At 66.1% G+C, this 14,684-nt stretch carries 10 protein-coding genes; 4 read left to right on the top strand and 6 right to left on the bottom strand.

Annotation, left to right across the window (positions count from 1 at the left end; genetic code table 11):
* The 4 genes from fbcH (at window position 1) to QA642_RS37000 (ending at window position 6,166) form a co-directional block, all read left to right on the top strand.
* Window positions 1–2,064, top strand: coding sequence for a cytochrome b/c1 (gene fbcH, locus QA642_RS37015; RefSeq protein ID WP_283081306.1), 2,064 nt, complete (start codon window positions 1–3; stop codon window positions 2,062–2,064).
* A 210-nt stretch (window positions 2,065–2,274) separates the two neighbouring features.
* Window positions 2,275–2,949, top strand: coding sequence for a dienelactone hydrolase family protein (locus QA642_RS37010; protein ID WP_095426928.1), 675 nt, complete (start codon window positions 2,275–2,277; stop codon window positions 2,947–2,949).
* A 392-nt stretch (window positions 2,950–3,341) separates the two neighbouring features.
* Window positions 3,342–5,507: an anthranilate synthase component I gene (locus tag QA642_RS37005; protein ID WP_283081305.1), complete on the top strand. Its 2,166-nt coding sequence runs from the start codon at window positions 3,342–3,344 to the stop codon at window positions 5,505–5,507.
* 119 nt (window positions 5,508–5,626) lie between these two features.
* Window positions 5,627–6,166 carry an adenine phosphoribosyltransferase gene (locus QA642_RS37000; protein ID WP_018323310.1) on the top strand — a complete coding sequence of 180 codons (540 nt, stop codon included), beginning with the start codon at window positions 5,627–5,629 and terminating at the stop codon, window positions 6,164–6,166.
* A gap of 114 nt (window positions 6,167–6,280) precedes the next feature.
* Here the strand turns inward: QA642_RS37000 and QA642_RS36995 are convergent, their stop codons facing one another.
* The 6 genes from QA642_RS36995 to smc form a co-directional block, all read right to left on the bottom strand.
* The gene (locus QA642_RS36995) at window positions 6,281–6,949 is read right to left on the bottom strand and encodes a hypothetical protein (RefSeq protein WP_283081304.1); all 669 of its coding nucleotides are present in this window, start codon (window positions 6,947–6,949) and stop codon (window positions 6,281–6,283) included.
* Window positions 6,950–7,011: 62 nt separating this feature from the next.
* The gene (locus QA642_RS36990; RefSeq protein ID WP_027558136.1) at window positions 7,012–7,764 is read right to left on the bottom strand and encodes a hypothetical protein; all 753 of its coding nucleotides are present in this window, start codon (window positions 7,762–7,764) and stop codon (window positions 7,012–7,014) included.
* 200 nt (window positions 7,765–7,964) lie between these two features.
* Complete coding sequence (locus tag QA642_RS36985) at window positions 7,965–9,170, bottom strand: M48 family metallopeptidase (RefSeq protein WP_283081303.1); 1,206 nt, start codon at window positions 9,168–9,170, stop codon at window positions 7,965–7,967.
* A gap of 32 nt (window positions 9,171–9,202) precedes the next feature.
* Window positions 9,203–9,763: a LemA family protein gene (locus QA642_RS36980; protein WP_283081302.1), complete on the bottom strand. Its 561-nt coding sequence runs from the start codon at window positions 9,761–9,763 to the stop codon at window positions 9,203–9,205.
* A 140-nt stretch (window positions 9,764–9,903) separates the two neighbouring features.
* On the bottom strand, window positions 9,904–10,884 hold the full coding sequence (locus QA642_RS36975; RefSeq protein WP_283081301.1) for a small ribosomal subunit Rsm22 family protein: 981 nt from the start codon (window positions 10,882–10,884) through the stop codon (window positions 9,904–9,906).
* A gap of 150 nt (window positions 10,885–11,034) precedes the next feature.
* Entirely contained in the window at window positions 11,035–14,499 is a 3,465-nt protein-coding gene (gene smc, locus QA642_RS36970) for a chromosome segregation protein SMC (RefSeq protein WP_283081300.1), read from the bottom strand.
* Window positions 14,500–14,684: the final 185 nt, after the last annotated feature.

Raw genomic sequence — 14,684 nt, 5'->3', positions numbered from 1 at the left:
ATGAGCGGACCATCCGACTACCAGCCGAGCAATCCGGCCCTGCAATGGATCGAGCGGCGCCTGCCGATCCTCGGCCTCATGCACTCTTCCTTCGTCGTCTATCCCACCCCGCGCAATCTGAACTACTGGTGGACCTTCGGCGCCATCCTCTCCTTCATGCTCGGGATGCAAATCCTCACCGGCGTGATCCTGGCGATGCATTACACGCCGCACGCCGATCTCGCCTTCAAGTCGGTCGAGCTGATCGTCCGTGACGTCAATTACGGCTGGCTGCTGCGCAACATGCACGCCTGCGGCGCGTCGATGTTCTTCTTCGCGGTTTATGTCCACATGCTGCGCGGCCTCTATTACGGCTCCTACAAGGAGCCGCGCGAGGTGCTGTGGATCCTCGGCGTCATCATCTACCTCCTGATGATGGCGACGGGCTTCATGGGCTACGTGCTGCCGTGGGGCCAGATGAGCTTCTGGGGCGCCACCGTCATCACTAACCTGTTCTCCGCCATTCCCTATGTCGGCGAGAGCATCGTGACGCTGCTGTGGGGCGGCTATTCGGTCGGCAACCCGACGCTGAACCGCTTCTTCTCGCTGCACTATCTGTTGCCGTTCCTGATCGCGGGCGTCGTCGTGCTGCACGTCTGGGCGCTGCATGTCGCCGGACAGAACAATCCCGACGGCGTCGAGCCGAAGACGGAAAAGGACACGGTGCCGTTCACGCCGCACGCGACCATCAAGGACATGTTCGGCGTGTCCTGCTTCCTGCTGCTCTATGCCTGGTTCATCTTCTACATGCCGAACTATCTCGGCGACGCCGACAACTACATCCCGGCGAATCCGGGCGTGACGCCGCCGCACATCGTGCCGGAATGGTATTACCTGCCGTTCTACGCGATCCTGCGCTCGATCCCGAACAAGCTCGCGGGTGTCATCGCGATGTTCTCGGCGATCATCATCCTGTGCTTCCTGCCCTGGCTGGACAGCGCGAGGACGCGGTCGTCGAAGTACCGTCCGCTGGCCAAGCAGTTCTTCTGGATCTTCGTCGCGGTCTGCATCCTGCTCGGCTATCTCGGCGCGCAGCCGCCGGAAGGCATCTACGTGGTTGCCGGCCGGGTCCTGACGGTGTGCTATTTTGCCTACTTCCTGATCGTGCTGCCGCTGCTCTCGCGCATCGAGACGCCGCGGCCGGTGCCGAACTCGATCTCGGAGGCGATCCTCGCCAAGGGCAGCAAGGCGGTGGCCTCCGTCGCGGTCGCGTTGGTCGCCGCCGGTGCGCTGTTCCTCGGCAGCCTCGGTGATGCCCGGGCCAGCGAAGGCAGCGACAGGCCGCCCGGCAACAAATGGTCGTTCTCAGGTCCGTTCGGCAAGTTCGACCGCGGTGCGCTCCAGCGCGGCCTGAAGGTCTACAAGGAGGTCTGCGCCAACTGCCACGGCCTGTCCTTCATCGCCTTCCGCAATCTGGGCGAACCCGGTGGCCCCGGCTATTCCCTGGCCCAGGTGGCGGCCTTCGCTTCCGATTACAAGATCAAGGATGGTCCGAACGATGCGGGCGACATGTTCGAGCGCCCGGGCCGGGCAGCCGACTACTTCCCCTCGCCGTTCCCGAACGAGCAGGCCGCCCGTGCGGCCAATGGCGGCGCGGCGCCCCCCGACCTGTCGCTGATCACCAAGGCGCGCTCCTACGGCCGCGGCTTCCCCTGGTTCATCTTCGACTTCTTCACCCAATACCAGGAGCAGGGCCCGGACTACGTCGCGGCGGTGCTCCAGGGCTTCGAGGAGAAGGTGCCGGAGGGCGTGACGATCCCGGAGGGCTCCTACTACAACAGGTACTTCCCGGGCCACGCCATCAAGATGCCGAAGCCGCTCAGCGACGGCCAGGTGACCTATGACGACGGCTCGCCGACCACGGTCGCGCAATATTCCAAGGACGTCACCACGTTCCTGATGTGGACCGCGGAGCCGCATATGGAAGCGCGCAAGCGCCTCGGTTTCCAGGTGTTCGTGTTCCTGATCATCTTCGCGCTGCTGATGTACTTCACCAAGAAGAAGGTCTGGGCCGACTCCCACTGAGCGGCGCGCGACGAGAATGAAGAAGCCCCCGCAAGGGGGCTTTTTTGTTGTGCGGTCATTCCGGGGCGCGCGATAGCGCGAACCCGGAATCTCGAGATTCCGGGTTCGGTGCTGCGCACCGCCGGAATGACGAGAGTGTGGATTGCTTCACACGTCCTCACCCGCCACAATGACCGCCAACCGCTCCCCAGAAACTCACCGGAGGACACCATGGGAACCGCCATCACCTTCAAGCGCCCGGATGGCAAGGACGCCTCGGGCTATCTCGCCAATGCCGCGCGCGGCAATGCGCCGGGCGTGGTCGTGATCCAGGAATGGTGGGGCCTGTCGGACCAGATCAAGGGCCTGTGCGATCGCTTTGCGCTCGCCGGCTTCGATGCGCTGGCGCCCGATCTCTACAAGGGCAAGGTGGTGCCGTATCACGACACGGATTCCGCCAACAAGGAGATGAACTCGCTCGATTTCATGGACGCCACCACGCAGACCGTGCGCGGCGCCGCGCAGTACCTGTCGCGCAACGGCGCCAAGGTCGGCTTGACAGGCTTCTGTCTCGGCGGCGCCGTCACCATCATCGGCTCGGTGCATGTGCCCGAGCTCGCCGCCGGCGTCGTGTTCTACGGCATCCCGCCGGAGCAGGCCGCCAAGCCCGCCGACGTCAAGATCCCGCTGCAGGCGCATTTCGCCAACAAGGACGATTGGTGCACCCCGGAGCTGGTGGGCGGCTTCGAGAAAGCCATGAAGGCCGCCGGCAAGTCGCTCGAGCTGTTCCGCTATGACGCCGAACACGCCTTCGTCAACGAGCAGCGCCAGGCCGTTCACGACCGCGAAGCCGCCGAGCTCGCCTGGGGCAGGGCGACGGAGTTTTTCCGGAAGCATCTGGGGTAGCGGCGTGGAGGATAAATCGGAAGCCGATGCGCGTTCGGAGCGCGAGGTCTTCAAGGTCCCTGAGGCGCATCGGGCGGCCGTTCTCGAAGGCCTCCGCGAGGCGGATCGAGGCGAGTTCGCTACCGATGCAGAGATGGCCGCGCTTTGGACGCGGTGTGGCCTCTAACCTGTAGCCCGCCCTTGACGGCGCCCCCGGGCCATGGTGAGTATCCGCCCCATGAGCACCGCCGTCCGCCCAGCCCGTCTTTGGTGGCGCACCTCCTAAAGAGGTGGCCGGTGCGATTTTCCTTTCCCAAATCGTCTGAGGTCGCCAACGCAGTGCGGCGGCCTTATCGTTTGTCCTGTGTGGCGTTCCCTCGGCAAGTCTCGTAAGAGGACCCCAAGAGGATCACATGAACAGGACTGTCTTTGCCCTTCCGGCCCGAAGTGACTACGTGACCCGCGGCGGTCTTGCGATCACGCGCGTGGCCGAGCAGTTCACCGGCGGCGCCAACCGGCTCGACGATCTCGTCAACCTGCTCGATCGCCGCCGCGGCGTGGTGCTATCCTCGGGCACGACCGTGCCCGGCCGTTACGAGAGTTTTGACCTCGGCTTCTCCGATCCGCCGCTCAAGCTCGAGACATCAGGCGTCAATTTCAAGCTGGAAGCGCTGAACGAGCGCGGCCAGGTGCTGATCGCCTTCCTCGCAGACGTGCTGCGCGAGCCCTGCGTGGTGATCTCCGAGAAGACGGCGACGCGCCTTGCCGGTCACATCATCCGCGGCGATGCGCCGGTCGAGGAAGACCAGCGCACCCGGCGTTCCAGCGTGATGTCCCTGGTGCGCGACATCGTCGCCGCCTTCTCCGCCAATGAGGACGGGCTGCTCGGCCTGTTCGGCGCCTTCGCCTACGACCTCGTGTTCCAGATCGAGGACCTCGTGCAGAAGCGCCCGCGCGACGCCGACCAGCGCGACATCGTGCTCTATGTGCCCGATCGTCTGCTGGCCTATGACCGCGCCACCGGCCGCGGCGTGGTGCTGAGTTATGACTTCGCCTGGAAGGGCAAATCCACTGAGGGCCTGCCGCGCGAAACCGCGGTGAGCCCATATCTCAAGACGCCGCGCCAGGGCTTTGCCGATCACGCGCCCGGCGAATATCAGGCGACCGTCGAGACCGCGCGCGCGGCGTTTGCACGTGGCGATCTGTTCGAGGCCGTGCCCGGCCAGCTCTTCGCCGAACCGTGCGATCGCTCGCCGGCCGAAGTCTTCCAGCGCCTCTGCGTCATCAACCCGTCGCCTTATGGCGCGCTGATGAATCTCGGCGAGGGCGAGTTTCTCGTCTCCGCTTCGCCGGAAATGTTCGTGCGCTCCGATGGCCGCCGCGTCGAGACCTGCCCGATCTCGGGCACGATCGCGCGCGGCACCGACGCGATCGGCGATGCCGAGCAGATCCGCCAGCTGCTGAACTCGGAGAAGGACGAGTTCGAGCTCAACATGTGCACCGACGTCGATCGCAACGACAAGGCACGCGTCTGCGTCCCCGGCACCATCAAGGTGCTGGCGCGCCGTCAGATCGAGACCTACTCGAAGCTGTTTCACACCGTCGACCACGTCGAGGGCATGCTGCGCCCCGGCTTCGACGCACTCGACGCCTTCCTCACCCACGCCTGGGCCGTCACCGTAACAGGCGCGCCAAAGCTGTGGGCGATGCAGTTCGTCGAGGATCACGAGCGCTCGCCGCGGCGCTGGTACGCGGGGGCGATCGGCGCGGTGAATTTCGACGGCAGCATCAACACCGGCCTCACCATCCGCACCATCCGCATGAAGGATGGCCTCGCCGAAGTGCGCGTCGGCGCCACCTGCCTGTTCGATTCAGACCCCGCCGCGGAAGACCGCGAGTGCCAGGTCAAGGCTGCCGCGCTGTTCCAGGCGCTGCGCGGCGACCCGCCAAAGCCGCTTTCGACCTTTGCGCCGGATGCCACTGGTTCGGGCAAGCAGGTGCTGCTGATCGACCACGACGACAGCTTTGTGCACATGCTCGCCGATTATTTCCGCCAGGTCGGCGCCGAGGTCACCGTGGTCCGCTATGTGCATGCGCTCGACATGCTCAAGCGGAAGAGGTGGGATTTGCTGGTGCTGTCGCCCGGCCCGGGCCGCCCTGAGGATTTCGGGATCAGGAAGACGATCGATGCGGCGCTGGAGAAGAAGCTGCCGGTGTTCGGCGTCTGCCTCGGCGTGCAGGCGATCGGCGAATATTTCGGCGGCGAGCTCGGCCAGCTCACCCATCCCGCCCACGGCCGGCCCTCGCGGGTGCAGGTGCGCGGCGGGCGGCTGATGCGCAATCTGCCGAACGAGATCGTGATCGGCCGCTATCACTCGCTGTTCGTCGAGCGCGACAGCATGCCGGAGGTGTTGTCCGTTACCGCCAGCACTGAGGATGGCGTCGCCATGGCGCTGGAGCACAAGACCCTCCCGGTCGCCGGCGTGCAATTCCACCCGGAATCGCTGATGTCGCTCGGCAACGAGGTGGGCTTGAAGATCGTCGAGAATGCGTTCCGGCTGGATGCCGGGACGAATTGAGTGAGGGCCGTCATTGCGAGGAGCGAAGCGACGAAGCAATCCAGACTGCTGCCGCGGAGAAGAACTGGATTGCTTCGCTTCGCTCGCAATGACGGTGGAGAAGCCAGAGCGAGATAACCATGACATTTGACCACGATATCAAGGCAAGCGTCCGGACCATCCCCGACTATCCCAAGCCGGGGATCATGTTCCGCGACATCACGACCCTGCTCGCGGATGCGCGCGCCTTCCGCCGGGCGGTGGACGAGCTCGTCAATCCCTGGGCCGGCAACAAGATCGACAAGGTCGCCGGCATGGAGGCGCGCGGCTTCATCATCGGCGGCGCGGTGGCGCACCAGCTCTCGGCCGGCTTCGTGCCGATCCGCAAGAAGGGCAAGCTGCCGCACACCACCGTGCGCATCGCCTATTCGCTCGAATACGGCATCGACGAGATGGAGATGCATGTCGACGCGATCCAGCCCGGTGAGCGCGTGATCCTAGTCGACGACCTCATCGCCACCGGCGGCACCGCCGAGGGCGCGGTGAAGCTGCTGCGCCAGATCGGCGCCAACGTCGTCGCCGCCTGCTTCATCATCGACCTGCCCGAGCTCGGTGGCGCTGCCAAGCTGCGCGCGATGGACGTCCCGGTGCGCACGCTGATGACGTTCGAGGGGCACTGAGCGGGCGTAGAATGTCGCCCGGGCTATTTTGTTTGGATTGCTGTCGGCTGCGGCCTCGGTTCACCTCTCCCCGCTGGGGAGAGGTGAACACCGAGTTCGCCGGCTGAGCATACTCTACGACCGTTGCAGGATCAGGTTGAGCTCGAGCTCGCGGAAGGCGAGGTAGTTCCGCCGGGTCCACTGGTGCAGCTCGGTCGAGGAGTCCTTCTCCTGGCGCAGATAGCCGGTGAAGGAGAAGTTGAGCCGGTCGATATAGGTCTTCAGGAAGCCCGGCAGGGCGGGCAGGCGGAACAGCCGGCCGCCTTCCATCGCGGCGGGCAGCTCGCCGCGCACGACATATTCGTTGTCCACGGTGATCAGGCTCATTCGCGGAAGTTGCTGACGCAGCATCTCGTGGGCACGGGCCGAGACGCGGTCGGTATCGGCCATGAACATGATCTGCGGTGCGACGTGGCGGCGCGCGGCCTCCTTCAACAGGCCGATCTCCTCGGTCATCTTGAAGAACTCGTCGAAGGCGTGGAAGCCGAGGTCGATCACCTTGGCAAGGCCATCATCGACGATGACGCGGTCCATCAGCTGCATCTTGCCGTAGGTGTCGATCACGTCGGCGGTCTCCGTGATCTTCGGCAGGTAGTCCAGCAGCGACGGCTCCTTCAGATTGACGTCGAAGGCCGCGACATTGCCGTTCTTGAGCAGCAGGAATTCGCTCAGCAGCCGCGCCAGCAGGGTCTTGCCGACCTGCGGGCGGGGCGAGCAGATAATGTAGACGGGCGTGGCAGACATTGCGGCATATTATTTGAGCGATCTTGTCGCCCAATCCAGCCGTATCAGCCCTGCTTGCGCAACTATTTTTCGCTGTTGCGGGTCACCGGCTTCGAACCGACGATGTCGGTCAGCCGGATCCGGTCGAACTCGCTCCAGACATTGGCCAGCCAGTGCCGGACATAGCCGCGCAGCACGAACGAATAGTTCGCGGCCTCGTCGCTGATGCCTTTGTTGGCGACGAATTTCAGGAACGGGACGGAGGACACCTCGACCTGCTCATAGGCCATCTCGTTGAGCTTGGGGATAGTCAGCTCGGTGGCGTCCTTGATGCGGTGGAAGTAGGAATTATAGGTCGCCTGGTCCCACTGGAAGAACTGGGTGTCGTTGATGAAGTTCTTGACCAGGAAATATTTTGCGCCAGTCATGAAGCCGGCGGTCTCGGCGATCTCCTCCAGCGAGGCGATCGAGGGGCCGAGGATATGGAACACCGCGAAGGTGATCTGGCCGGCCTTGGCGGCGTCGAGGAAGCCGATGTCGCGCAGCGAAGCCAGTGCAGGCGAGAGCAGGCCGGCGCGGACGTCGATGACGGTGACCGACGGGCTGACCGCGTTGAGCGTGTCAAAAATCTTCATCTGGTCGGCCGTCGTCGTCATGTCGACGATCTCGGTGATATCAGGGTGGAAGCGCTTCAGGGTTCCGCGCGGCGACTCCGTGTCGAAGGCACGCGTCGGCACGTTGTTGGCCGAGAAATAATCGAGCAGGGTGCGCGACACCGTGGTCTTGCCGACCCCGCCCTTGTCCGCGCCCACCACAACCACTGCCGGCTTTGCCATTGCTGTCCCCTAACGCGCGCCCCCGATCGCGAGGTCGCAATCGGCCGGGCCCCAAATCGATGTCCCAAAAGACGTCCCAAGTCTGCTGTTGGGCGCGAACATGGCAGAAACAAGGGAGAATTCAAATCCTCGGCACGCTGATGCAGCTATGCGCGGGGTTTTTCCTGATCGTTGCGTAACAGCCGCATGCGGTGCCCAGTTCAATGGCGGCCCCAGGGACCCATGGGATTGCCAGCCGCGGTTCCGGAGGGGCTGGGCGTGGGGACCGGCGGCGGACTGGCCGGACCAGCTGCATCGCCCCACGGTCCCTGCGACAGCCGCGGCGGGGTGGTCTGCGAGTCAGCCTGCGCCTCGGGCTGATCCGTCGCTTCGGTCGGGTCGGGCAGCGGGCCGGGATCGTGGCCGCCGGCAAACTTGACCAGCGCATCGACCCGGGACTGCACGGAAGGGTGGGTCGCGAACAAATCGGCAAAGCCCTCGCGCGGATTGTCGACGCAGAGCTCCATGACCGCCGAGGTCGCGCCCGGCAGTTCGCCGCGGCCCTCGATCTTGCGCAGGGCTGAGATCATGGCATCGGGGTCTTTGGTCAGCTCGACCGAGCCGGCGTCGGCGAGATATTCGCGCGAGCGCGACAGCGCCAGCTTCACCACCTGCGACATCAGCCAGGCCACCACGATCAGCACGACCGCGATGATGATGACGATCACCGCGCCGCCGCCGGAGCTCTTGCTGTCGCTCGACGAGGAGGACGAGCGCGATGACGAGGAGGAGCCCGACGACCACGAGCCGCCGGAGCTCCAGCTGAAATTCGTGAACAGGCGGAAGAACAATTCGCCGAAAAAGCCGACCACGCCGGCGATGATGACGGCCACCACCATCAGCTGCACGTCGCCGTTCTTGATGTGGGTCAGCTCATGCCCCAGCACCGCCTCGATCTCCTTGTCGTTCAGCGCGTTGAGGAGGCCTGTGGTGACGGTGACCGAGTATTGCCGCGGGTTGAGGCCGGTCGCGAACGCGTTCAGCGCCGGGCTTTCCATGATCTTCAGCTTCGGCATGGTGATGCCGCGCGAGATGCAGAGGTTTTCGAGCAGGTTGTAGAGCCGCGGCTCCTCCTGCCGGGTGACGTCGTGGCCGCCGGTCACCGCGTCGATCATCGACTGGTGGAAGAAATAGGCGATCACGACCCAGGCCACTGTGACGACCGTCGCAATGGGCGCGGCGACGATCAGATCATGGAAGGCGTGGCTCAGGTAGAAGGCGACGGTCCGGTTGCTGTCGCTGAGAACCTCGGCGACCAGCGCGCCGGCGTAGACCAGCACATAGACCAGCGCGAACAGGCCGGCGAGCAGCAGCATCGAACGAAACTTGTTCGAGGCGATGTGCGTGTAGAGACCATACGCGGCCATGACGCGTTGCCCTGCCGGCCTATCGGCTCAAATCAGAACTTCACCTGAGGCGTGGCCTCGACGTCGGTGCGGCTGGCGCCAAGATCGAAGAAGTCCTTCCTGGTGAAGCCGAACATGCCGGCGAACAGCGCGGCGGGCATCTGCTGGATGCCGGTGTTGTATTCCTGGACCGCGTTGTTGAAGAAGCGGCGGCTCGCCGCGATCTTGTTCTCGAGGTCGGAGAGCTCGGATGCGAGCTGCTGGAAATTGGCGTTGGCCTTGAGGTCGGGATAGGCCTCCGACAGCGCGATCAGGCGGCCGAGCGCGCCGGAGAGCTGGTTCTCGGCGGCGGACACCTGCGCCGGACCCTGCGCCGACATCGCCGAATTGCGCGCCTTGATGACGTCGTCGAGCGTGCCGCGCTCGTGCGAGGCATAGCCCTTCACGGTCTCGACCAGGTTCGGGATCAGGTCGTGACGCTGCTTGAGCTGCACGTCGATATCGGCAAAGGCCTGGCCGACCCGCTGGCCCAGCGCCACCAGGCGGTTGTAGGCGCTGAACGCCAGGAACACGAGGACGACGATGACGCCGAGAACGATCCAGCCGGTCGACATGGAGGACTCCTGAAGGGGAATTGAGGCGGGCGCTAGGGTAGACCAAATTGGCGCAGGACGAGAGCCCCGGCGCACAGGGGAAGGTAAGACTTGGTCGAACCGGGAACCATCCAAGTTCAAGGGCAAAGCCCTGAATGAGGTTAACTTTCGGCAATAACGGCATCGCCCCAGCGCCAGCGCCGGGCACCTGCATAGGCCGCCTTGTCGCGGCGGGGCACCTTCGCTAGGTCGACGCCGCCCTCGGTGCAGAGCTTGGCCGCGATCTCGGCCTTGCCGACATCGGGCGGTGCCAGCACGCGTGACGCACGCGTTGCCGGCGGCGTACGGGTTAGAGCGACGTAGATGAAGCGCTCATCTTCGAACGGCACTTCGGCGCCCTTGATCTGGCGGTGCGCCTGTGAGCGCGGCAGGCGCTGGCTGAAATGGCACCAGTCGGGCGCGGTGAGCGGGCAGGGTTTTTCGTGCGGGCAGGGCGCAACGACGTACGCCCCAGCCGCGATCAACTGCTGGCGCAGTGCGAGGATGCGGGTGGTGCCGGCGGGCGTGCCGGGCTCGATCACCACCAGCGCGTGGCGAGCTTTCGCCCACATCGCTTCCGTCAGCTTGCGCTGGTCGCCTTCATTGAGCTCGCCGATGATGTAGCTGGCGATGACGAGATCGGCTTGCGAGACTTCAGTGAGGTTGCCGCCGGCATCGCCCGGCAGATAGCGGCACTCCGAAAGCCGCGAGCTGTCGCGCGCCAGCTCGAGCGCGAGCCGGCTCAGCGTGGCGTTGGCGTCGAGCAGGGTGAAATCCTGCAGCGATGGAAACGCCTCCGCAGCGGCCCAGCTCGCAGTGCCCGGGCCTGCGCCGACGTCGAGCAGCGTCTCCGGGGCGAGATCAGGCGCGCTCTCGGTCAGCGCGTTCAGGCTCGCGGCCACGGCCGCGTAGGTCGCCGGCATGCGCGCCAGCGCGTAAGCCAGCGCATCAGCCTCCGACTTGATCGTGCCGGAGCCGCCGCCGGCGCGATAGGAGGTGGAGATTTTCTGCGAGCGCTGGGCGGCGTCGGTCCGGGAGAAGCCCTGCAGCTTGCCGTCGAGGGCGGCTTTCAGTTCGGCGGGGAGGGTGGGGGTGATCATCATCCGCAGTCATGCCCCGCGAAGGCGGGGCATCCAGTACTCCGAGACAGTGCCGCCAACCGAGAAGCCGCGGCGTACTGGATCATCCGCTCCAGTGCGCAATTTGCGCACAAGGCGGATGATGACGTCAATGGGTGTGGCGCGGCCGCAGCGTCACGCCACGTTCTGGTCGAGAATGTCCACGGCCTCGGCGAGGCTCACCGACACCAGTTGCGACACGCCGCGCTCGGCCATAGTGACGCCGAACAGGCGGTTCATCCGCGCCATGGTGATCGGATTGTGCGTGATGATGATGAAGCGCGTGTCGGTCGAGCCGGTCATCTCGTGCAAGAGGTTGCAGTAGCGTTCGACGTTGTGGTCGTCGAGCGGCGCGTCGACTTCGTCCAGCACGCAGATCGGCGAGGGGTTGGTCAAGAACACCGCGAAGATCAGCGCCATCGCGGTCAGCGCCTGCTCGCCACCCGACAGCAGCGACAGCGTCTGCGGCTTCTTGCCCGGCGGCTTTGCGATGATCTCGAGACCGGCTTCCAGCGGGTCGTCGCTCTCAATCAGATGCAGCGCAGCCTCGCCGCCGCCGAACAGCTCGACGAACAGGCGCTTGAAGTGGTTGTTGACGACCTCGAAGGAGGTCAGGAGGCGCTCGCGCGCTTCCTTGTTGAGGCTCTGGATGCCCTGGCGCAGCCGCTTGATGGCTTCGACGAGGTCGTCGCGCTCGGTGACGAGACCGGTGTGCTGGGTCTCGACCTCGCGCAGCTCTTCCTCGGCGCGCAAATTGACTGCGCCGAGGCGCTCGCGGTCGCGGCGCATCTTTTCGAGGTCTTCCTCGATGTCGTGCAGCGGCGGCAGCTCCGCGCCGGGCTCGATCTCGGCAAGGCCGGCAACCGCCTGCGGCTCGACCTCGAGCATGTCGCGGATCTCGCGCTCGATGTCCTCGAGCCGGCGCCGCGCGCCTTCCATGCGTTCCTCGGCGCGGGCGGTGGCCTCGCGCGAGCTGGAGAGCGCTTCGAGCGTCAGCTTGGCGACGCGGTCGGTCTCGGCCATCGCGGTCTCGGCGGTCGCGAGCGCGTCTGCGGCCATGCGGCGGTCGTTCTCGGCGTATTCGATCTCGGTGATCAGCGCGCTGCGCTTCTCGGCGAACACGGCGGGCGCGTTCTCGAGCTCGCTGCGCTCGATCGTGAGCTCGGCAATACGGGCCTGGATGGTGTCGATGTGGGAGGCCGCGCTCTCCTTGCGGTTCTGCCACTCGGTGCGCTCGGCGAGGATCGCCTGCACGCGACGGTCGGCGAGCTCGGCCTCGCGCGCCAGCGCCTGCGCCTCGGCGCGGACCTGCGCGGCCATGCGGCGATGGGCCTCGATGTCGCTGCGGACGGCGGCGAGGCGGGTCTCGGTGTCCTCGCTCGACGGCAGCTCGGAGATGCCGGCGGCGGCGTATTCATGCGCGGCCTCGGCCTCGGCGCGGTCGGCGGCGAGACGGCTGTGCGCTTCCGACAGCGTCGCCTTGCGGGCGGCGTGGCGGCTGATCTCGCGCTCGGCAGCGGCGTGGCGCTCGCGCGCGGCGTTGAGCTCGCGCTGCGCGGCGCGCCAGGCTTCACGCGAAGCACCTTCGGTGCTCGCGGCCATTTGCAGCTCGGACTCGGCATTCTCCAGCGCCTGACGCTTGATCTGCGCGTCGATGCGGGCCTGCTCCAGCTCGTTCTCGATGTCGACGAGACGGGCGCGCTCGGCAAGACGCCGCGCCGCACCAGTCGGGGCGTGGGCTGCGGCGACGAAACCGTCCCAGCGCCAGACGTCGCCCTCGGGCGAGACCAGCCGTTGGCCGGTCTTGAGCTGCGACACCAGCTCGGCGCCGCGCTCGCGCGGCACCACGCCGATCTGCGCGAGGCGGCGGGCCAGCTCGGCCGGCGCTTGAACGTGGTTGGCAAGCGACACGACGCCCTCGGGCAGCTCCGGATCGCCCTCGGTGACGCCGGCATTGGTCCAGCGCATCGGCGCCGACGGGTCGACCGGCGCGTCGAGATCGTCGCCGAGCGCGGCGCCGATCGCCTTTTCAAAACCCTTGTCGACGGTGATGCCGTCGATGATCGGCGGCCACAGATTCTTGGTCTCGCCGTTGACGATCTTGGAGATCGTGCGCGCCTCGGTCTCGAGGCGCTGCACGCGCTTGTCGGCTTCGTTCAGCGGCGAGCGCGAGGATTCCAGCGTCTGGCGCGCGGCGACGTGCGCGGCTTCGCTCGCCTGCGCCGCAGCTTCGGAAGCTGCCAGCGTCTGCTCCGCGGTCTCGACCAGAGCGGTCAGCTCGTCGAGATCGCCGAAGCCGCCGGTCTCCTGCGCGAGCTTCTGCTCTTCCGCGGTGACGTTCGCGATCTCCTGGTCGAGCCGGGCGAGCTTGTCGCGGTGGGTGCGGACATTGGCTTCCAGTTGATTGCGCTTGGCGGTGAGGTCGGCGAGCGCGGTGGTCAGCTCGGCGAATTGCTGCTCGGTCTCGGTCAGCACCGCCTCGGCCTCGGCGACGCGCTCGTCGACACCGGAACGCTTCTCGACGCGCGACTTGATCTCTTCCTTCAGCTCGGCGTCCTCGGTGTCGAGCCGCTGCAGCGCGACGTCGGCGTCCATGGTTTGTTGTTGAGCACGGGAAATGTCGCCTTCGAACTGCGCAAGGCGGCGCTCGAGCTCGGCGACGCGCTCCTTGGCGCGCTCCTCTTCGCGGTCGAGCAGCTCGCGGGCATTGGTCAGGCGCTGCAGGCCGGCTGCGGCGCGCGCTTCGGCATCGCGCAGCGCCGGCATTTCGGCGGCGCGGATCGCCTGGATGCGGGCGGCCTCGGCCTGGTGCTGGGTGCGCTCGGCCATCTCGCGCACGGCGAGATCGTGGGTCTGGCCGGATTCGTTGACGTCGGCATGGGCGCCGATCCAGCGCAAATGGAACAGCGTGGCCTCGGCCTTGCGGACCTTGGCGGCGACCTCGCGGTAGCGCACGGCCTGGCGCGCCTGCTTCTTCAGGCCTTCCATCTGGCCGGAGAGCTGGCCGATCACGTCCTCGACGCGGGTGAGGTTGGTTTCGGCGGCCTTCAGCCGCAGCTCGGCTTCGTGGCGGCGGGCGTGCAGGCCGGCGACGCCGGCGGCGTCTTCCAGCACGCGGCGGCGCTGCTCGGGCTTGGCCTGAATGATCTCGCCGATCTTGCCCTGGTGGACGAGGGCGGGCGAACGCGCGCCGGTGGCGGCATCCGCAAACAGGATCTGCACGTCGCGGGCGCGCACATCGCGGCCGTTGATGCGATAGACCGAGCCGGCCTCGCGCTCGATGCGGCGGGAGATTTCGAGCAGCTGGCTGTCGTTCATCGCCGCCGGCGCGGTGCGATCGGCATTGTCGATCGTCATCGTCACTTCGGCGTGGTTGCGCGCCGGACGGTTGCCGGAGCCGGCGAAGATCACCGCGTCCATGTCGGCGGCGCGTAGGCTCTTGTACGAGGTCTCGCCCATCGCCCAGCGCAGCGCTTCGACGAGATTCGACTTGCCGCAACCGTTGGGGCCGACCACGCCGGTCAGGCCGGGCTCGATGACGAAGTCCGTGGGCTCAACGAAGGACTTGAAGCCGTGAAGGCGCAGGCGGGTGATTTTCATAAGCACGCATCTCTGTTGGCAGGCGCGAATCCCCCTGCCGGGACAATACCATGGAAGGCAATGTCGCTATCCGGGCGAGTCGCGCGAGGCGCCTCATGCGGCTGGACAATGGCCGCGGTGCGCCGCGAGGGCAACCGGCGAAAGCCGCTTTTCCCAAGGGATTTATGACGGGAATGATACGGCTT

This window comes from Bradyrhizobium sp. CB2312, from assembly GCF_029714425.1.
Taxonomy (GTDB): domain Bacteria; phylum Pseudomonadota; class Alphaproteobacteria; order Rhizobiales; family Xanthobacteraceae; genus Bradyrhizobium.
Note: the sequence above shows the minus strand (reverse complement) of the source record. Positions and strands in the feature narration are given on the sequence as shown.